The sequence below is a fragment of the Nocardia sp. NPDC023852 genome, from assembly GCF_040639505.1.
In the GTDB taxonomy this organism is placed as follows: Bacteria; Actinomycetota; Actinomycetes; order Mycobacteriales; family Mycobacteriaceae; genus Nocardia.
In genome coordinates this window covers 13,524-33,444 of sequence record NZ_JBFAAB010000043.1, presented here as the reverse complement: position 1 = coordinate 33,444, position 19,921 = coordinate 13,524, and the positions used below count along the sequence as shown (strand labels likewise).

Below are 19,921 nucleotides of genomic sequence, written 5' to 3'. Positions count from 1 at the left end.
CGACGAACTCAACGGGCGCCCTCGACAAACTCTCGGATTCCGCACACCATCAGAAGCACTCGAAGAGGTGTTGCGTTGACCGCCTGAGCCCGCAGCGCAGAGCGGACGTTCCTCGGTCCAGGTCTGTGGATCTCACTCCTGCGGCTCGTTCGGTGGCGACGACACAAGTGTCTGTTCCAGCGTGGCGAGAATCCCGGCGAGCGCTGTGTATTCGGCAGCTGTGAGCGCGCTGATCAGGTCCGCTTCGTGCTCGAGTAGTTGCCGCACGGTGGTTTCGATCAGGCGGTGGCCGATATCGGTCAGCCTGACGGCGACCGCCCGGCGAGATACCGACGACGATGATCGTTCCACCAGTCCAGCCCGCTCGGCGCGGGCAACGCGCTGGGAGACCGCGCCGGCGGTAATCAGTGTCCGGCGGGCGATCTCGCGGGTCGTGAGTTCGTAGGGCGGGCCGGAACGCCTTATCACGCTGAGCAGATCGAGTGTGGATGGGTCGACTCCGAGCTCGGCCAGCGTGCGGCGCCGGTCATCGGCGAGGACTTTCGCGATCCGCCAGATCGGCGTGATTATCTCGATCGATTCGGTGCGCACGCCGGGAAGCTCTCGTTGCCACGACGCGGCGATATCGGCTGCGGGCCACGTGGAAATCGGGCTCAGCGGGTAACCCTCGGCATCGAGATCGTTGGACATCGTCAGCCTTTCTCGCTACGTTTAGAGCTAAACATAGCAACGGAAGGAGCAGTTGTGAGTCGTATTGTCCTAGTCACCGGCGGTGGGAACGGGCTCGGCAAGGCCGTGGCCGCCCGGTTCCGAGCGGGTGGCGACACCGTGATAATCACCGGACGCAACGCCGACCGGCTCGCCGGCACGGCAGCCGAGATCGACGCGCGGCCGATCACCTGTGACGCCACTGATCCACAGCAGGTGGCACGGATGGCAGACGAACTGGGCCCAGAACTCGACGTGGTCGTCAACATGGCCGGCGGCAACACCGACTTCTACCAGTCCGGCGGACAAGGCACACAGCTCGACGAAGTCCTGGCGGCGTGGCGGGCGAATTTGGACGCCAACCTGCTCAGTGCCGTACTCACCACCACCGCCGTACTCGAGAAGTTGCGGCCTGGCGGCTCCATCATCAACATCGGTTCCATCGGCGCCGAATACGCCGCGACCTCGTACGGCGCGGCGAAAGCCGCGCTGGCAGCATGGACTGCCGGGCTGTCGTCACAAGTGGGCCCCAAGGCTTTGACCGCCAACCTGATCGCACCCGGCTACATCGCCGAGACCGACTTCTTCCACGGAAATCTCAGCGAGCAGCGGCGGGTAGCTCTGATCGAAGCCACCCACAACGGAAGAGCGGGACACCCGAGCGACATCGCCGAGACCACCTACTTCCTGAGCTCCGACGGTGCGCGCCACATCACCGGACAGACCCTGCACGTCAACGGAGGCGCGCACACCACCCGATGACCATCGAAGGGGACGCCGCCCTGCACTACCCTGCCGGCCGCACCTACTACGACTGGAAGCGCGCTGAGGGCAAGAAACACGACGCCGCCGGCATCCCGCCACCCCATGGCCCGTAGTCGGGTGGATCACCTACCGGGCCGATGGTCAGCATCGGCGAACCACATCGGCACCGTCGCGCAGACCCCGATCCGGTGGAGCCAGACTGCGCGTGGGCGCGTCCTACACTCAGGGACTGTCAAGGCAGTGCCCGCCGACACCGCCGATATACGGGCCCAATTCGAGCGGGTCGTACAGGTCACCATCGATGGCTATCGCGAGGAGAACGATCCAGCTACAAATGGCAGATTGTCGACGGTGTCGCTGGTATGCCTTCCATCCGCCATGAACCGTTGCCGTCGAGTTCCAGCCGCTGTGTGTGGAATTGGTTGACGGTGCTTCGGTGAGCGACGCTGACCAGGATCGTGTTAGGCGCTTCGGTGCGGATCAGTCGGTAGAGCGAATATTCCAGACCTTCATCGACTGCCGAGGTTGCTTCGTCGAGGAAAACGAGTTCGGGTTCGAGAAGCAGGATACGGGCGAACGCGATTCGCTGCTGTTCACCGGGCGATAGGATCGTCGCCCAGTCGGTTTCCTCGTCGAGCCGATCCACCAGGTGCCCCAAGTGCACCTTGTCCAGCAATTCGCGTATCCGTTGTTCGGGAATGCTGGACGAATCCGCCGGATAGCAGACCGCGGCATGCAGATCGCCCAGAGGTAGGTACGGAAGTTGCGACGCGAACAGGCTGCCCTTACCGGGGGGTCGCCGGATCAGGCCGTCTCCGTACGGCCACATTTCCGCAAGCGTGCGCAGTAGAGTCGTCTTCCCACTCCCCGACCGGCCTTTCACCACCAGTGCATCGCCCGGACTCAGCCGCAGATTCAGATCATCGATCAGCACCTCGCCGTCCGGCCTACGCACATCGATTCCGACCAACTCCAACGCAGCATCGAGAGCGGCCGTATCGACTTTGGGCAGTCGACGCGACGCGTCGGAGGCCGCCATCAGTCCGTCGAGCCGGATGAGCGATGCCCGGTACGCGGCGAACTGGTCGTAGGACTCACGGAAAAACGACAGCGAGGCATGGATCTCGCCGAATGCGGTAGCCGACTGCTGAATACCGCCGAGGGTGATCGAACCCTGGAAGAATCTGGGCGCCTGCAGAATCCAAGGGAATACGACCGCCCCCTGATCGACACCCAGATTCCAGCCCTGGAATTTCAGCGAGCGATACACCACGCCCCAGTAGGTGGACAGAACGGTGGCAAACCGTCCCAGGATTCCACCACGCTCGGTTTCCTCGCCCCGATAGAACGCGACGTTTTCGGAGTTGTCCCGTAGCCGCACCAAGATGTAGCGGAAGTTCGCGGTGGCGCGCTGATACAGGAAGTTGAGCCGAATCAACGGCCGCCCGATCCAGAATGCGATCGTCGTTGCCACCAGCACGTAGATCAGGACAAGAAAGACCATCGCCCGGGGCACCTCGGTGTGGACGATCGTGAGCGGACCCGACAGATCCCACAGGATCTGGGTGAACGACACCACTGAGACGACGGCGCTGACACCACCCATCGACAGCACCCTGGACTGCTGCACGAAGGTGGTGATGTCTTCTTGCACGCGCTGGTCCGGGTTGTCGATGGTGTTGTCGATGAACCGGCCCCGATAATGAGCACGCTCGTGCAGCCAATCGGTCGTCACCCGCTCGGTCAGCCATCGCCGCCACCTGATGTCGAAGGCCTGCCCGATATAGAAGTCGACCAGCGAACGCACCACGTGCAGAGTCGCAAGGATCGCGAAAACGGTCATCGAATTCCAGAACTTGCGCTCGGCAGCGGCGAGGGTATGCGCATCACCCGAGGTGAACGCCTCGGCTGCCGCTTGAAGAGCCGAAAACATGTCGTTGCTCTGATATGACAACAACACCGTCATACGGACCGCAAGCACGGTGCTGAACAACATCCCAGCGACGAAAAGCATTGTGCGGAAGGCATCTTTACCTACGAAAAAGGTTCCGACGAGCCGCCAGAACTGCCGACCCCATTTCGTCGACAAGAACACCGCGGCGGCGATCACAACGAAGACGACCGCCGTGATCGAGCAGGCGATGAGCAGCCATTTCAGGGTTTGCTGGAACTCAACGGCCCAATCCTTCGATGTTTCCATACGATTCCTATCGAATTCCTATAGCGGGGTTCGCGGATCTGCTCCGCTCAGTGCGGGACCGTGGCGTCAGCGCACCACCGGGTCGGTCTCGAGCCATCACCGCACACACTTGGCAAGGACACGCGGGTACCGGCTCGATCGGGTTGTCAGGAGCGACGCCAAATCAGTTCGCGACAATGCCGTCCAGGGCGACGGCACCGAGGGGGAGGACGCCGAGCCCGCCGAGCCACATGGCCGTCATGCCGCTGGCGCAACCGCTCGTCGTCGCCGTCTCGACGTCGCGACGGTGTGCGCCTTCGGCTTGTCTCGTCGCAGCCTCAGCGACGGAACAGGTTGTTCGGCATCGGAGCGGTCCGGACTGTCGGGCTGATCCCATGTGACGAGGCGCCCATCGGCGTAGGTCTGCCCCGTGGGGAGCTGGCATGGTCCTGAACGCGCAGGGTCCAGCAGTCGAAGCACAAAACGTCACGTAAACGTGCCGACACTCCCAAAAGGAGCAGGACACTCCTTATCCCGGAGGCCCCCGCCTCGAAATGGCCGCGGGCAGCCGCACTTCCCGGCATCGGTGCAGACCAGACGGTGCGGGCACAGCCTCGTCGCCGATCACCGGTAGCGGTTCGAATCGGGCGAGCAGCGTCCGTACGACAGTCGATGCGGCCGTGTACACATGTTCCGCCGCCACGATCAACAGCGCACAAAGCAGTGTCGCCACTCCGTGCGCCACCAGCACCAGCCATCCCTCCCGCCCTACGCCCTCCACCTCTCGGTGCCCATCCGCGGTGCCGGCAGCAGATAACGCGACGTGACCGAAGAGTTGCCCCAGCGCGAGCATCGAGAACAGTCGCACCCTGCCGCGACCGGTCCGTGACCCGGTCGCGGAACCGACCACACCACTCACCACCAGCAGCAATGCCAAGGCGGCCGAGTGCGGCAGATCCCCCTCGAATCCATGTGCGGCGATGGCGAGCACACCGCATGTCACCCCGGCGAGACCGCCCCGAACCCGATCAGCCGACCGCATAAGACATCACCCCGTCGACACAGCCGCGCCACGGAATGACGAGCCGCCGGCACCAGAAAATAGCATCAGTCGACAACCTTCAACGCAACACGAGCCACACGGGGCGAGGATCGGCACCACTATAGCCGCCTGGATCAGGGCCAGCCGCCGTCAGCACAACCAGCTCACTTCGGCAACTGATGCCGTACCGTCTTGGCCGCTGCGCCGCTTGATCCTCGCGTTGCGTGAGGCTCGACGATGTCGTCATTACCGGCAACTTCCCAGCATTCGATATCGGTCCCGTTCCCTTCCCCCCGCGCTCGACGCCGTGCCTCCGGAGCTTTTCCGCGGCCTGTACGGGATGCCGATGTTCGTCACGGTGCCGACCTTCGACCTGGCGGCGCCGGGGGACTTCTGGGACCGCGGACTCTAGTTCTTCGATCTGTTCTCGGTCCCGCGCCAACGGCGTCACCCCCGAAACAGCGACATGGGTCTGACAACCTGCCCCGCTGTCGGCGAAGGAGGCCACATGTTCGGGACGTGCGGGTGGCGGCCGGGAGCGGCCGGTCCCTCGCGGAGCGACCCGTTCCCAATGTCGAGAATGGGTGATTTTCTAGTGCGCAATACTCGATGGCGTCGGGAATGGCAGGCCGCGCATGGCCTGATGGTTGTCAGGCGAGTGAGGTGGCTATGCCGGTGTTCGCAGACCCGCAGCCGACCGGGATTCGGGTTCCCGGCGAACGGTTGCCGCGATGAGCCCCCCGACCAGCGGACGCTGGGTGGTGAAACTACACCACCCCGACGGCGAGCGGCCCGGCCTCAAAGCCGTCATCGAGGTGGCGGAACAGACGATTCAGACTTCGGCAGATCTGCTGGCGACCGGCACGCCATCGCAGGCGCCGGATCTGGTGAAACTACTGAGCGACGACAAACTCGTCGACGACCAGAACAACTCCGTGATGGCCGAGGACTATTCGACGCGCCTGAAAGAGGTCCGCGACATCAAGGACGACATTCGCAAACAGGGCGACAACGTCGACTTGTCCGCATACGGGGCGTACGACATCTCGAGTTCGACTTTCTCGGCAATCATTCGACGAGTCGACATGCTCGACACCAGGCTGCGCGAGGCTCCGGGCCCGAGCCCGGGGAAGCAGTACATGCCGCCTCACATCGAGTCTGGGCTGACGACCGCCGTGCTGAAAACGCTCATTGACGTACACACCGAGATCGAGCAGGCCTCGGACCGAGTCCAGAGCCACGCGAAGAACATCGCCGATGCCGCCCCCACGTACACCCCTGTGCCCGGTAGCAGCGGCGGAAACCCCATGCCGAGCAATTACGTGCCGAGCAATTACGTGCCGAGCAATTACATGCAGCGCAGCTACACGCCCCACGAAGGCTTCGTGCCCTCCGCGACAACCGCCGATTACGCCCGCTACCAGGGCAACGTCTCGGTCGACGCCGCCATCGAGGGCGCGCTCGACGCGCTCGGTATCACCGATCCGGTGGCCCGCGAGAACTGGAAGCGCGGCTATCGGGTCCTGATCGAACGGGAATCCAATGGAAATCCCAACGCCGTCAACAATTGGGACAGCAATGCCGCGGCCGGAAAGGCTTCCAGGGGACTCACCCAGACCATTCCCGGCACCTTCCAGGCCAATCACGTGGCCGGAACCTCCACCAACATCCACGACCCGGTGGCCAATGTCGCCGCCAGCATGAAGTACGTGATGGAACGATACAACGTCTCCCGAGACGGGCATGACCTGCAGGCGAAGGTCCAGCAGACGGACCCGAGCCGTCCGGCGAAAGGCTACTGAACCGACTCTCGCGTTCTGCTCGGCGGCGGCAGCCAAGAAGATCCGCCAGTTCAAGATCCCGGCATCGGTCGTCGAAACGCGGGAACAAACCGTGCTCCGCGATATCTCCAGCCGACGTCGCGGATGCTGGCCATCTGGCCCGAGCTCCATCGTTCGCTGGCCGTAATCCGAGCCTCGATCACACCCCAGCACTTCGATCCCAGCTCGGATCCGACCAGCTTCCGTATCGCGATCACGGACAGCCTGGCGAGGGAAGCGGTCCGCGATATCACCCTCGAGCTGCGGTCCGCGTCACCCTATGCCCGCATCGCGTCTTCTTTTCACACCAATGCCAGCTCGCTCGACGGAATCGAACGAGGCACATTGGACTGCGCGGTCGGCATGTTTCCGGCGCTTCCTCGCGGCATCCAGGTGCAGGGTCTTCGCGCCGATCACTACGTGTGCGTGATGCACCGCGGGCATGTGCTGCGGCAGGAAATGACACTGGATCAGTTCGCGGCGGCCGCCCACGTGCTGGTGACCCCGTCAGGCACCGATCTGGGCGTGATCGACGGCTGGCTCAGCCTGCGGGGCCGCACCCGGACCATCGTCGCGGTCGTCAACCACTTCGCGGACGCGCTGTGCATTGTCGCGGAAAGCGACCTGCTGACCTGCGTGCCCAACAGCTTCATCGAGGGACATGGCCGGACGCTGATCGAGCAGCATGGACTGGCGGTCCGCACCCTGCCCTTCGAAACCGAGAAGCTCATTGACAAGCTCGTCTGGCACGAACGGCTGCACACCCATCCCGCGCACCAATGGTTCCGCTCACTCGTCGCCGAAGTGTGCGGAGTCCCGACCGGAACGGCGGAGCTCCTGACCTCGAAGCGCGATGCCGTGGGGGCGGACAGTTCGTGATCCCCGCAGCGCGGCCCAACCACACCTACGTGGATGCCTTGGACGAAGGATCCACGCGGAACGGACAGCAGGGGGCCGGCGTCGATGCCCTACTCGGTTGTCACTTCCTGCGGCGGCGCCACATGTGTGAACCATACGGCGGCATCCTGCTCGCTCAGCACTGTTTCCAACGCCAGATCACCGACCATCTCCGGAAAGTAGATGGTGGCGATCGGTCCGCGGCGTCCGCTCTGCTGGCCGAATCCGGCGCCCGCGAGCCATTCCATGCTCACGATCATTCAGCCGCACAGGCCGTCCGCGAACGGTGGCATCGTTCGCCACTGCTCGATGGACGGTTTCAGCACCTCTTCCAGCATGGGCAACTGCGGCACCAGCGCGAGACACGCCACCGTCCGAGACATTCCTACTGCGTTGACGAAGCGCAGCACACGCTCGTCCAGGCAACGTATACCTCGTCGCTGCGCTGCGGAGTTGTACGCGGCCTCGCACGCGGCCCCGAAAAACGCCACATCCCATTCGACCGGTCCGAGCGTAACCAACTCGAAGTCGGAGTACAGTGCGCCGCCCGACGTAGTGACGATATTGGCCGCGGGGGCATCCCCATGGATCGGCTGGAGGTCGATTCCGGGGAACGCGGCCTCGAACGCCGCGCGCGAGCCGACGACGGGCTCCAAGACGTCCCATTCCTGCCGCGCGCGGTCGAGATCAGCTGGGGCGATGAGGTCGGGACGCGCTTCGAGGGCGGCGAGTCCTTCTTCGACCATCCTCGGTTCGGCCGACGACAGGAACGGCAGATCACCCGGGTAGTCGCGCAGCGCGGCGTGCAGGTCGGCGACCAGGCGGCAGTTGTGCTCGTAGTTGGGCTCGACGCTGTTGTCCTGCTCGACGAACTGCCAGAACGTCATCGAGAAACCCTCGCGGTGCACGGGTTCCAGCGGCACAAGGGGACTCGGCGGAATCACCGGATTGCCCTGTTCGGTAAGCCATGTCACCACGTCCAGCTCCGCTTGCTGTCGTGTCGCCTGGGCGTCGAGGTCGAGGTAGGACGGACAACAGTGGGCACCCGCACCACCACCGGTGATGGAGCGAGATGCACGACAACGGAAAACACGTCATGGAGCACAGTTGCGTTGGTCACGGTGAGCCCGAGACCGCGACCCGCGTCGACGGCCGCGTCGAGAGCACGCGATGTACGGGCGGCAAGCTCGCCGGGCATCATCCCTCGTGGCATACCGGCGATGTTGCCACACCAGGCATAACAGAGCGATCGATTAACGATCGCCCAGAAGTGCTACGCAGTTCCACGTCGCACGCCCTCCTCGCCCACGCCCAGCTCGCGACATCGAAGCCGTTGCCACAAAGCATGATTCGCCGACAACAACCAGGACACGATCGCTGTGACGGGCGATGCGCCGGCCATCCGGATCCCGCCACCGCCGGTGCGCCGCTCAATCCGCTCTCGAGCGCGGCGATCATCAGGTACGACGCCCCACCAGGCGGCCGAGGTGAGGTGGCTCTGGCCCGCTCCACCACCGCGTGCTCGCCGAATGAACCCGATCAGCAGATTGTCGCGACCGCGGGAGTGCCGGCGCCTGGTAGAGCTGGGGGTGGGGCCGGTTCGGGTCGTCGGCGACCCGAACCGGCCCGCGGATCTCACGGTCGGGCCGTGTCTGCTTCTGGTCGCGTACCGGTCAGCAGGGTGGCCGCGAGTTCATCGAAGGCCGCCGTGGTGCGGTGCAGGCCCATGGGGCCGATCGAGATTCGTGCCGCCTCCGCCGCAGCGGCCGCGCCGACGGCGAGCGAGGGTGTGAGGTTGGCGTCAGCGTGGCCGAGGCGGCACTGCAGCGTCGGCCGCAGCTTCTGGGCAGCATTCGACCGTCCCCCCACTGGGAATCAGGTATTTCAAAGTAGAAGTAGCATCCATGCGACGAAGCAACTCTTCGGTGTTCCCCAGTATTGTCGCGGAATGTCGTTTTGCCTCGAATGTAATACCGTAGCCCGATGAGGAAGGCGCACGACAGGTGATCCGAGAAGCATATCTGAACGAGCTCATCGACGGGATGTTCGGTGACAATCGACCGGATGACATCGCGCCTTGCCCGTTCACCGATACGGAGATTGCCGAGCTCGAATCGAGTGACGAACTACTCGTCTATGTGCCTGCGGGACTGTCGGCAAGCAATTTGTGCGAGCTGTTCGACATCCAGGCAAATATCAATTTCGATGTCGAAGCGAATATGATCCGCACCGTCATGGTGAGCGAATCACATTGGTTCGTCACCTCCGCCGCCAAGGTACCGGAACTGATCGGAAGCAGCGGAAAATACGCTAAGCGTGAATATGACGACGAGGGCCTCCACGGCCTCGATCTGCGGCGGTACCTGTGTTTCTGTGCCGCCTTCAAGGCACGGAACGGCATTTTTCCGGATCAGACCTACTGGACCTTCCTGCTCTCCGGAAGTTACGACCGCAGTGGCATTTCGATCGTAGGTTTCGATGGCTGGGGCAATCTGTCGCATCACGGCTGGATGCGGAATTTCGAGGCCAAGTTCTGCGGCTCGCGCTATGCGGTGTTGGCGCCGCGCATCGAACTCCTTCCACAAACCGTCGACCTGCCACGCGCCCGCAGGGGTGTGCACGGTAGACATGGCGGCGACGAGGCAGGGTTGGATCGGCGCCGGTGATGGCCAGTGCATTCGACGAGTGGCGAGCCGTGCTCGGTGAACGCGCCACCACGAACACCCAGCCGTATACCGCGAACCTGACAGAGTTTGCCAATCGAGAGCTCGTTGCCGTGTTGCGGCCAGTCTCCCGCCATGAAGTGCGGCAGGTCGTCACCGTCGCCGCGAGATACCGGATTCCGCTGCACCCCATCAGCACCGGCCGCAACTGGGGGTTGGGTTCCAAGCTCCCTGTCCACGATGGTTGCGCGGTCGTAGACCTGAGCCTGATGAATCGAATACTCGAGATCAACGAGGAATTGCACTACGCGATTGTCGAACCCGGCGTGACGCAAGGCCAGCTCGCCGAGGCACTCACGCACCGCTCATGCATGCTGAATATCACCGGCTCGGGCGAGCAGACCAGCGTGGTGGGCAACGTGCTCGAACGTGGCGTGGGAATATTCGGGCAGCGCACAGCAGATCTCCGCGGCCTCGAAGCCGTGCTGGCGGACGCCGAATACGTTCGAACCGGCCATTGGGCCAACGACGACAACGACGCGCCGGACTGGCACCACTACCCTCACGGTAGCGGACCGGATGTGACCGGACTATTCGTTCAGTCGGGGTTCGGCATCGTCACAGCCGCGGTCGTCTCTCTCTACCCGAGGCAGAATGTCGCACTGGCTCTGGTGCGTTCCACCCGAGGCGAGCTCGCGTCACACGTGGATATCCTTGCGGAACTACGTCGATATCAACTGCTGCGCGACCGCATCGAGATCAATGGTGAAGACGACCCTCGGCTTGCTCGACTCGACCGGACAGCATCACCGAATACCTGGCTGAGCTGGGTCGCGTTATGGGGTGACGACGACATCATCGCGCTGCTCCAGAAGAAGCTGTCCACACACTTCGACGAGGTCGACTACTACACCACCGCCGACCCAGACCTTCCCGACGCCGCGCGAACGCGATTTCGGAAGCTGTCCGGCGAGCCCGGCAACGAGTACGTCGACGCAATGGCAGGCCGCTCCGTCGATATGTCATCGGATTTTGCCCTCGATGACGATCCAGAATTCCCGGGTTTCGTCTGTGCATTACCTGCCGTTCCTTTCGTCGGTCGGCATGTGAATACCGCCATCGCCATTGCGCGCGCGACCGACGCGAACACCGGAATCCGGTCATATCTGACGTTCAACAGTGTCAGCGCGCATTGTCTGGAAGGGTTCTTCCGGGTGCCGTTCGACCGCACGGACGCCATCGAGGTCGACGCCGCGCACCAGTGGGTCGCACTGGCGCAGAAGAGGTTGGTCGAAGCGGGATTCCGCCCGATGCGCACGGGAATCGACACCATGCACTACTCCAGCGGGCATCAGCGGATGGCGTTGTCGCTGAAGAAGGCGGTCGACCCGTACGGGCTGATCTCGCCCGGGCGGTACCTGCCACTAGACGAACAGACATGATCACGAGCGCGCGGGAGATGACCATCGAGTGCCGCGAGATGCTCCCACGCCGGGGCGAGCGGTTGTCGTGACCGATGTCACGGAGCAAGTCCATAGCTCATTTGCTCCACGATCAGCGACCACCAGTAGTCGTCATGGCCGAGCGCCTTCTCGTCACATGTAGCGACCTGCTGTCTGAATCCCGGATAGGCCCGCGGCTCGTACAGACCGAGAAGGAGGACGAACCCCCACAGGTGAGAGTTCACGAAGCGGGGCTCGTCTTCCGACTCCGTGACGGACCAGAGTTCGTCCGTGCCGGCACGCAGTGCTAGAAGGGTGCCGTCGTCGTCGCCCACCAGCAGGTACCGGACGTCGCGCAACCATATCGGCTGCAGCAGTCGCTCGTCTCGGTAGAAACTGACAAGGAGGGGGCATTCACGCGGCAATCCGATGCGCACCAGGAACTCTCGGGTCCCTTCCGTCACGGGCGCGTCAGCGAGCCGCTCACGCTCGATCGGCACCAGCTGGTCGGGCCCCCACGCCACGCACAGTTCTTCCCAGCCTTCGTCCGATGACATGCTTTCTCCTCGATGCCGGTTCCTGCGCGGTCCGGGCCACCGGCTGATACCCGGCGGCGGTGCATACCGCGGTGTGCGTGCCCGGTGGCGTCGGCGACCACGCGAGCGATCTGACGCCCGCGCATGTCGGTCACCGTCAGTACCGCCTCCGCTACCGGCCACCCCTCGGCAGTGCGTAGGTGAGCGGTCAACCCGCTCACGCGCGGTCCTGCGGCCCGTAACCGAGGCGCACATCGTGGGCGATGTGTCCACCGGACACGGTGACCTGACTGGTCACCGGCGGGTAGCCGCGGGCGACGATCGTGTACTGCCCCTCGGGCAGATCGGTGACCGTGTAGCGGCCGTCGTCATCGGTACGTGCCGTGGCGGTCACCTCACCTGCCGCGTCGAGCACCGTGATCTGGATATCGGCCACCGCGCGGCCGCTGTCGGCCCACGCCGATCCAGCCACGACACCCATCGCGGCCAACTCGATGTCGTGGCGCAGCAGACCGGTGTCGGGCACCGTCAACGTGGTTGCGTGCGGGCGCCGATGCGCGGCGACAGCCACCAGCGTGTAAGTGCCCGAGACCACATCGTGGCACACGTAGGAGCCGTCACCACCCGAGACGGCCGCCGCGACGACCTCACCCCGCGGATCGGTCAACGTGATCGTCGCGCCCGCCAGCGAATCACCACGACCGGCGCTGCGGACCACACCCGACAACTCACCCGACCCGCTCAAGGTCACATCCAGCTGCTGCGACCGGCCAGAGAGCGCCACATTGACCGCCGCGGGCTGATGCCCCGTCGCCGACACGATCAACACATAACCCCCCACCCCCGGTGCGCTGATCACATAACCACCATCGACAGCCCCCGTCGCCCGCGCGACCTGATGACCACGCTGGTCGATCAACGTCAACGCCGCACCCGACACCGCACGACCGTCCTCACGACGGATACGACCCCCCAGCGACCCACCATCGACACCGGCCCCGGCCAACTCCGCGGTCACCAGCACAGACTCCGACGAAACACCCACCCGATACCCACCATGACCATTCCGATCAACCGACGCATGCCGCCCAACCACCCCGGCAAGCACCGGCTCAGGCTCAGGCTCGGGCTCGGGCTCGGGCTCGGGCTCGGGCTCGGACAAGACCTGCGCTTTCGACTTCCCCATCGGGATGCAGGCCGTTAGCACGATCGCTGCCATGGCCCCCGCCATGGCGATGAAAAAGGTGGTGTGGAACCCGTCCCGGGACGGGAATACGTGCGTGCCGAGCGATATCGTCATGTGTGCCAGCACCACACTCATCACGGCCGACGAGGTCGAAGTGCCGATCGAGCGCATCAGTGAGTTCAGGCCATTGGCCGCGGCGGTCTCGGTGATCGGTACCGCGCCCATGATCAGCGCGGGCATCGCCGCGTATGCCAGCCCGACACCCCCCGCCACGATCACCCCCGCGAGCATGATCTCCCAGACGCTGTTCATCAGCACCACCGCGCACAGATAGCCGGCGGCGATCACCGCGGAGCCGAGCGCGAGGGTTACCTTCGGGTCTCGGCTCGCCGACAGTCGCGCAGACACCGGCGAGAGCAGCATCATCACGAAGCCTGTCGGCGCCAGCGCCAATCCGGCGCTGACCATCGACAGCCCGAAGCCGTACCCGGTCCGCTCCGGCGCCATCAGCAGCTGCGGAAAGGTCAGCGACATGCCGTAGAGCGAGAACCCCACGGCAACCGAGGCCACGTTGGTGAACAACACTCGTGGCCGCGCCGAGACCCGCAGGTCCACCAGTGGCGAGCGCTGCCGCAGTTCGAAGAAACCCCAGCCGAGGAATACCACCGCCGACACCGCGAAAAGGATCAGGATCCGCGCGCTGGCCCAGCCCCAGTCCGCGCCTTTGGTGATCGCGACAAGCAACGCGAGCAGCGCCACCGACAAGCCGACCGCACCACCGAAGTCGAACCGCGCGGGCGTGCGTACCGGCGATTCCGGCACAAACACGAAAACCAGTACTGCGCAGAGGACGCCGAGACCGGCCGAGGTCCAGAACAGCACGTGCCAGTCCGCGTTCTGCGCGATCGCCGCCGCCACCGGCAGACCGATCGCACCACCGACCCCCAGCGTCGCGCTCATGATCGCCATCGCCGAACCCACACGCTCAGCGGGCAATTCGTCGCGCATGATGCTGATTCCCAACGGGATCGCGCCGACCGCCAAACCCTGCAACGAGCGACCGACGATCTCGGGCACCAGCGCCGAGAACGACGCACAGACCACCGAACCGACAATCAACAACACCAGATTCGCAAACAGAATCCGACGCTTGCCGAACAAGTCGCCGAGACGGCCACTGATCGGAGTCGACACCGCACCGGCCAGCAGCGTAGCCGTCACGACCCAGGACGCATTGGACGCCGAAGTGCTCAACAGGGTGGGCAGCGACGGGATGATCGGAATGACCAGGGTCTGCATGAGCGAGACCACCACACCGACCACGCCGAGTGTCGCAATGAGGAAAGCCGGGGTGGGACGGCGCCGGTCGTCGGAACCAGAGACGGTCGAAGACACGTCGACAGCAACAGTCACATATGTACGATACATATGACGTGCATCATGCACAATTTGGTACTGAACCAACGCTAGACATAGGTGAACCATGCCCGAATCCGGTCCTGCGGAGCACACAGCCCTCAACCGGCTGGTCTTCGAGTTGACCCTGCTCTCGCGGCACTTCTCCGCATTGGCGTCGCGGCGCAATGGATTTCAGCTCTAGGCGCTCCTAGCCTGGGGACTTCGGACGACCTCGCCTGCCACATGTGCCGTTGCCGAGGGAGCGGGCGTTGAGTCGGGCGAGCACCCCCCTCGCCGGTCCGAAGGGCGGCGTTCGACAATCGTCTCCTTCGTCATCTGGGATGGTTCCTGACGCATCGACACCTCGGGGCCCGCGACAACCTTGCCGACGAGACCTCGACAGCCTGCGTCCGACGATCTTCCTCGATCTGATCTGCCGATCCGTGGACGAGAGGTGACCGCCGGTGGGAAGGTGGAGATACCTCAGGTGCCGGCAAGGGAGCGGGACACATGGTGGACAAGACGAACGGATCTGCCGCGGGCAACAGCAGGGGGCCGGCGGCGGACCGGCCGGAGCAAATCCGGAATGTAGTGCTCGTCGGCCACAGCGGGTCGGGAAAGACCACGCTCGTGGAGGCTATGGCACTTACCGCGCGGGCCGTGAACCGGGCCGGGCGGGTGGAGGACGGCACGTCGCTCTCGGATTACGACGAGATCGAGCATCGGCAGCACCGGTCGGTGCAGTTGTCGGTGGTGCCGGTGACGTGGGCGGGGATGAAGATCAACCTTTTGGACACGCCCGGATATGCCGACTTCGTGGGTGAGCTACGGGCGGGGCTGCGCGCGGCCGACGCGGCGCTGTTCGTCATCTCCGCGGCCGAGGGTGCGGAGGGACTCGCGGGCGCGACCAGAGCGCTATGGGAAGAATGCGCAGCGGTCGGTATGCCGCGTGCCATCGTGATCACACATCTGGATACCGCGCGGGACGAGTTCGACGAGATGACCGAGGCCTGCCGGACAGTGCTCGGCGGTGGATCGTCGGAAACCATTCTGCCGCTGCATCTTCCGGTGTACGGACCGAAGAGCCCGGACGGCCACCGTCCGGTCACCGGAATGGTGGAACTGCTACCGAACTGCGTCGGCGACTATTCCTCCGGCGAAGAAGTCCAGGGCGAACCCTCCCCCGAGCAACTTCCGGATTTGGCGGAAGCACGCAATCGGCTCATCGAGGGCATCATCGCGGAAAGCGAAGACGAATCCTTGATGGAGCGTTACCTCGAGGGCGAGGAGATAAGTCTCGAAACGCTGGTCACCGACCTGGAGCGGGCCATCGCGCGGGGCAGCTTCCATCCGGTCCTGTTCGCCGCTCCCGCCCCGGAAGGCGCCAAACAGGGACTCGGCACGGTGGAACTGCTCGATCTCATCACCGGAGGCTTCCCGACGCCCGCCGAGCACGAGGTCTCGGCCGTCACCGCCACCAACGGCGCGAGCCCGCACCGGCTCGACTGCGACCCGGACGGCGAACTCGCGGCGGAGGTGATCCGCACCGCCTCCGACCCCTATGTCGGCCGGGTCTCCCTGGTGCGCGTCTTCTCCGGAACGCTGCATGCCGACGACACAGTGCACGTCTGCGGCCATGGCCTCGAAGTCCGCGGCCACGAGAGTCATGACGTGGACGAGCGGATCGGCGCGATCTCCTCCCCCTTCGGCAAACAGCAACGTCCGCTCGGTCAGGCCATCGCGGGCGACATCGTCTACGTCACCAAGCTCAGCCGCGCCGAAACCGGCGACACCCTGTCGGCCACCGGCACTCCCCTGCTGATCGAGCCGTGGCCGATGCCGGATCCATTGCTGCCCATAGCTATTCGTGCGCACAGCAAGGCCGACGAAGACAAGCTGTCGCAGAGCCTGGCTCGCTTGGCGGCCGAAGACCCAGCCGTACGGCTCGAACACAACAGCCACACCGGCCAGCTGGTCCTGTGGTGCCTCGGCGAGGCGCACCGCGACGTCGCCCTGGAGCGCTTGCGGACTCGGTTCGGCGTGCAGGTCGATGTGATCGAGCACCAGGTCCCGCTGCGCGAGACGTTCGCGGGCAAGGCAACCGGGCGTGGCAGGCATGTCAAACAATCCGGAGGACACGGGCAGTACGCCGTGTGCGAGATCGAGGTCGAGCCGCTACCCGGTGGTTCCGGGATCGAGTTCGTGGACAAGGTGGTCGGCGGAGTCGTTCCGCGGCAGTTCATTCCTTCGGTGGAGAAGGGTGTCCGCGCGCAGGCCGCGCGGGGGGTGGCGGCGGGACATCCGCTGGTCGATGTGCGGGTCACGTTGTACGACGGCAAAGCTCACTCGGTCGATTCCTCCGACGCCGCGTTCCAGACCGCGGGTGCGCTCGCCCTGCGGGAAGCAGCCGCCGCGGCGGGGATCGCTCTCCTGGAGCCGCTCGCCGAGGTCTGGGTCATCGTCGCCGACGAGTACGTCGGGCCCGTCTTGAGCGACCTGTCCGGTCGGCGCGGCCGGGTTCTCGGCACCGAACCGCACAGCACCGGACGGACTCGAATCCACGCCGAGGTGCCGGAACTCGAACTCAGCCGCTACGCGATCGATCTGCGGTCTCTCTCGCACGGGAGCGGCGATTTCTCGCGGACCTATGTGCGGCACGAACCGATGCCCGATCACTTGGCGGCCGCGGTGCGCGGGGAAAAAGCCCGCGCCTGACCCACCGGCCGCCTGCACCACCCCATTCACGGTCGGGTTCGTGAAAGCCAGCAGCGACGGCGCATGGTGCAGGATGCCACCGATGTAGTGACGTGCGATATCCGACAGCCCGCCGTAGCCGGACTCGTCGTGGAACAGCGGCTTGCCGTCCTTCCACAGCGACTGGTGCACGTGCATGCCCGAGCCGTTGTCACCGAAGAGCGGCTTCGGCATGAAGGTGACGGTCTTGCCCTCCGCCCACGCGGTGTTCTTGACGATGTACTTGAACAGCTGCAGGTCGTCGGCGGCGTGCAACAGGGTGCTGAACCGGTAATTGATCTCGGCTTGACCGGCGGTGCCGACCTCGTGGTGGCCGCGCTCCAGAGAGACTTCCCGGCCGAATGTCTTCGGCTATGGTCGCAGCTGGTTTGCGGCTCTCGAGCGACCTTCCAGGTGCGATCGCCCAGCGTGACGACGACGTCCACCTTCCCGCCCAATGCCGCAACATAGGCCCGGATGGTGTCGATACCCGCAATCTCTCCACTCTCGATCTTCGAGATCCGCGCTTGCGAGACATCCAGCAATTCGGCCAGTTCCGTCTGAGTGAGCCCGATCGCCTTACGAATCTCGGCCAGTTGGTGACCGCGCACATACGATTCGCGTCGGTCACGTGCCCGCGCGACACCGGCTGCGCGCTCATCCTCGGTTCGCGGGTCGAGTTCACGCGCCTTCGCCTTGACCTCGCTCCACTTCGTGTACTTCGTGCTCATCGCTTCTCCTTCAACGCTTCCAAGTGTTCGGCAAAGCGCTCATCGGCAACGGGATCGCATCGCGATACCATCGCTGCCAGTTGCCGGACTTGTCACCGGCGACGAGAACTATCGCCTCCCTGGCAGGGTCGAACGCGAACAGCATTCGCACCTCAGTGGTTCCAGCGGATGGAGGTCTCAGTTCCTTCATGTTGTGATATCGGCTGCCCTTGATCCGGTCAACAAGCGGACGACCGGCCGCAAAAGGGACGAGCCCCCTCGCACCGGTCGGTGCGAAAGGGCTCGAAACGCCTGGCGCGACAAGGGCTTACACGTCGAAGTACAGCTCGAACTCGTACGGGTGCGGACGCAGATTCACCGGCGCGATTTCGCCTTCGCGCTTGAGGGTGATCCAGGTTTCGATCAAGTCCTCGGTGAAGACGTTTCCTTCGGTGAGGTAGTCGTGGTCCTGCTCGAGGCGGTCGATGACCGAGGCCAGGCTGGTGGGAGCCTGCGGGATGTTCTTGGCCTCCTCCGGCGGAAGCTCGTAGAGGTCCTTGTCGACCGGGGCCATCGGCTCGATCTTCTTCTTGATGCCGTCCAAACCGGCCATCAGCATGGCGGTGAAGGCCAGGTACGGGTTGCCCGAGGAGTCCGGCGCGCGGAACTCGATGCGCTTGGCCTTCGGGTTGTTCCCGGTGACCGGGATACGGACGGCGGCCGAGCGGTTGCGCTGTGAATACACCAGGTTGATCGGGGCCTCATAGCCCGGGACCAAGCGGTGGTAGGAGTTCACGGTCGGGTTCGTGAAAGCCAGCAGCGACGGCGCATGGTGCAGGATGCCACCGATGTAGTGACGTGCGATATCCGACAGCCCGCCGTAGCCGGACTCGTCGTGGAACAGCGGCTTGCCGTCCTTCCACAGCGACTGGTGCACGTGCATGCCCGAGCCGTTGTCACCGAAGAGCGGCTTCGGCATGAAGGTGACGGTCTTGCCCTCCGCCCACGCGGTGTTCTTGACGATGTACTTGAACAGCTGCAGGTCGTCGGCGGCGTGCAACAGGGTGCTGAACCGGTAATTGATCTCGGCTTGACCGGCGGTGCCGACCTCGTGGTGGCCGCGCTCCAGCTCGAAGCCGGAGTTCTGCAGGTTGGTCGAGATCTTGTCGCGCAGGTCGACGTAGTGGTCGTACGGGGCGACCGGGAAGTAACCCCCCTTGTTGCGGACCTTGTAGCCGCGGTTCGGGGTGCCGTCCGGGTTGAACTTCGCGCCGGTGTTCCAGGAGCCCGAGATCGACTCGATCTCGTAGAAGGCGCCGTTCATGGCCGAGTCGTAGCGGATCGAGTCGAAGATGTAGAACTCCGCCTCGGGACCGAAGTAGGCCGTGTCGGCGATGCCGGTCGAACGCAGGTACTCCTCCGCCTTGCGGGCGATGTTGCGCGGGTCGCGGCTGTAGGCCTCCCGCGTGAACGGGTCGTGCACGAAGAAGTTGAGGTTCAGCGTCTTGGCGGCACGGAACGGGTCGACACGCGCGGTACTGAAGTCGGGCAGCAGCAGCATGTCCGACTCGTCGATCGACTGGAACCCACGGACGGAGGAGCCGTCGAACGCCAGCCCTTCCTCAGCGAGGTCGGTGGTAAAGGCCTTCCCCGGGATCGAGAAGTGCTGCTGCACACCGGGAAGGTCGCTGAACCGGATGTCGACGTACTCGATTTCCTCGTCCGCGATGTATTTGATGACCTCGTCGGCCGTGCTGAACGTCACTTGTTCTCCTTACGGATCGGTTCCCAGCCAGTGTCGATTGCATGGGTTCGTCGCGACCAGACGCTATGGATGCCGTG

Annotated in this window: 17 protein-coding genes and 3 pseudogenes; 6 read left to right on the top strand and 14 right to left on the bottom strand. The window is 64.4% G+C overall.

The features are described 5' to 3' along the window. Window positions 1–132: 132 nt before the first annotated feature. Window positions 133–690, bottom strand: coding sequence for a MarR family transcriptional regulator (locus AB0H00_RS30745; protein WP_357273191.1), 558 nt, complete (start codon window positions 688–690; stop codon window positions 133–135). A gap of 54 nt (window positions 691–744) precedes the next feature. Here AB0H00_RS30745 and AB0H00_RS30740 point away from each other — a divergent pair, with 54 nt between their 5' ends. After that, window positions 745–1,470, top strand: coding sequence for an SDR family oxidoreductase (locus AB0H00_RS30740; protein WP_357273189.1), 726 nt, complete (start codon window positions 745–747; stop codon window positions 1,468–1,470). Between the two features lie 331 nt (window positions 1,471–1,801). On the opposite strand, the gene AB0H00_RS30735 is transcribed toward AB0H00_RS30740, so the two are convergent. Next, window positions 1,802–3,673 carry an ABC transporter ATP-binding protein/permease gene (locus AB0H00_RS30735; RefSeq protein WP_357273187.1) on the bottom strand — a complete coding sequence of 624 codons (1,872 nt, stop codon included), beginning with the start codon at window positions 3,671–3,673 and terminating at the stop codon, window positions 1,802–1,804. A gap of 508 nt (window positions 3,674–4,181) precedes the next feature. After that, a complete protein-coding gene (locus tag AB0H00_RS30730; protein ID WP_357273184.1) occupies window positions 4,182–4,694 on the bottom strand; it encodes a hypothetical protein in 513 nt (170 codons plus the stop codon). A gap of 731 nt (window positions 4,695–5,425) precedes the next feature. Here AB0H00_RS30730 and AB0H00_RS30725 point away from each other — a divergent pair. Further along, window positions 5,426–6,496, top strand: coding sequence for a transglycosylase SLT domain-containing protein (locus AB0H00_RS30725; RefSeq protein WP_357273182.1), 1,071 nt, complete (start codon window positions 5,426–5,428; stop codon window positions 6,494–6,496). A 123-nt stretch (window positions 6,497–6,619) separates the two neighbouring features. Next, a complete protein-coding gene (locus AB0H00_RS30720; RefSeq protein ID WP_357273180.1) occupies window positions 6,620–7,393 on the top strand; it encodes a LysR substrate-binding domain-containing protein in 774 nt (257 codons plus the stop codon). 89 nt (window positions 7,394–7,482) lie between these two features. On the opposite strand, the gene AB0H00_RS30715 is transcribed toward AB0H00_RS30720, so the two are convergent. The 4 genes from AB0H00_RS30715 to AB0H00_RS30700 all read right to left on the bottom strand — a co-directional run bounded on the left by AB0H00_RS30715 (window position 7,483) and on the right by AB0H00_RS30700 (window position 9,280). Then, window positions 7,483–7,659, bottom strand: a complete 177-nt coding sequence (locus AB0H00_RS30715; RefSeq protein WP_357273178.1) for a hypothetical protein — start codon at window positions 7,657–7,659, stop codon at window positions 7,483–7,485. Between the two features lie 12 nt (window positions 7,660–7,671). Beyond that, on the bottom strand, window positions 7,672–8,388 hold the full coding sequence (locus AB0H00_RS30710) for a phosphotransferase (protein ID WP_357273177.1): 717 nt from the start codon (window positions 8,386–8,388) through the stop codon (window positions 7,672–7,674). Then, entirely contained in the window at window positions 8,382–8,624 is a 243-nt protein-coding gene (locus tag AB0H00_RS30705) for a hypothetical protein (RefSeq protein WP_357273175.1), read from the bottom strand. Before AB0H00_RS30705 ends, AB0H00_RS30710 begins: the two co-directional genes overlap by 7 nt. A gap of 422 nt (window positions 8,625–9,046) precedes the next feature. After that, on the bottom strand, window positions 9,047–9,280 hold the full coding sequence (locus tag AB0H00_RS30700) for a hypothetical protein (protein ID WP_357273173.1): 234 nt from the start codon (window positions 9,278–9,280) through the stop codon (window positions 9,047–9,049). Window positions 9,281–9,414: 134 nt separating this feature from the next. On the opposite strand from AB0H00_RS30700, the gene AB0H00_RS30695 reads away from it, so the two are divergent. Both AB0H00_RS30695 and AB0H00_RS30690 read left to right on the top strand, forming a co-directional pair. Beyond that, a complete protein-coding gene (locus tag AB0H00_RS30695) occupies window positions 9,415–10,077 on the top strand; it encodes a hypothetical protein (protein WP_357273170.1) in 663 nt (220 codons plus the stop codon). Continuing rightward, complete coding sequence (locus tag AB0H00_RS30690) at window positions 10,077–11,516, top strand: FAD-binding oxidoreductase (RefSeq protein ID WP_357273195.1); 1,440 nt, start codon at window positions 10,077–10,079, stop codon at window positions 11,514–11,516. The genes AB0H00_RS30695 and AB0H00_RS30690 overlap by 1 nt, the downstream gene beginning before the upstream one ends. Window positions 11,517–11,593: 77 nt before the next feature. On the opposite strand, the gene AB0H00_RS30685 is transcribed toward AB0H00_RS30690, so the two are convergent. From AB0H00_RS30685 to AB0H00_RS30675, 3 genes and pseudogenes are all read right to left on the bottom strand, one after another. After that, window positions 11,594–12,073, bottom strand: coding sequence for an SUKH-4 family immunity protein (locus tag AB0H00_RS30685; RefSeq protein ID WP_357273168.1), 480 nt, complete (start codon window positions 12,071–12,073; stop codon window positions 11,594–11,596). Between the two features lie 196 nt (window positions 12,074–12,269). Beyond that, window positions 12,270–13,070, bottom strand: a complete 801-nt coding sequence (locus AB0H00_RS30680) for a carboxypeptidase regulatory-like domain-containing protein (RefSeq protein WP_357273193.1) — start codon at window positions 13,068–13,070, stop codon at window positions 12,270–12,272. Window positions 13,071–13,193: 123 nt separating this feature from the next. Further along, a pseudogene (locus tag AB0H00_RS30675) lies at window positions 13,194–14,651 on the bottom strand (MFS transporter); the annotation flags it as partial. Window positions 14,652–15,146: 495 nt separating this feature from the next. Here AB0H00_RS30675 and AB0H00_RS30670 point away from each other — a divergent pair. Beyond that, complete coding sequence (locus AB0H00_RS30670) at window positions 15,147–17,351, top strand: elongation factor G-like protein EF-G2 (protein WP_357273166.1); 2,205 nt, start codon at window positions 15,147–15,149, stop codon at window positions 17,349–17,351. A gap of 24 nt (window positions 17,352–17,375) precedes the next feature. On the opposite strand, the pseudogene AB0H00_RS30665 reads toward AB0H00_RS30670, so the two are convergent. From AB0H00_RS30665 to glnA, 4 genes and pseudogenes are all read right to left on the bottom strand, one after another. Next, a pseudogene (locus tag AB0H00_RS30665) lies at window positions 17,376–17,714 on the bottom strand (type I glutamate--ammonia ligase); the annotation flags it as partial. 95 nt (window positions 17,715–17,809) lie between these two features. Continuing rightward, a pseudogene (locus AB0H00_RS30660) lies at window positions 17,810–18,100 on the bottom strand (helix-turn-helix transcriptional regulator); the annotation flags it as partial. A 10-nt stretch (window positions 18,101–18,110) separates the two neighbouring features. Next, window positions 18,111–18,290 (bottom strand): type II toxin-antitoxin system RelE/ParE family toxin, encoded by a 180-nt coding sequence (locus AB0H00_RS30655; RefSeq protein ID WP_357273164.1) that lies wholly within the window; start codon window positions 18,288–18,290, stop codon window positions 18,111–18,113. Between the two features lie 117 nt (window positions 18,291–18,407). Continuing rightward, window positions 18,408–19,844 carry a type I glutamate--ammonia ligase gene (gene glnA, locus AB0H00_RS30650; RefSeq protein ID WP_357273161.1) on the bottom strand — a complete coding sequence of 479 codons (1,437 nt, stop codon included), beginning with the start codon at window positions 19,842–19,844 and terminating at the stop codon, window positions 18,408–18,410. Window positions 19,845–19,921 lie beyond the last annotated feature (77 nt).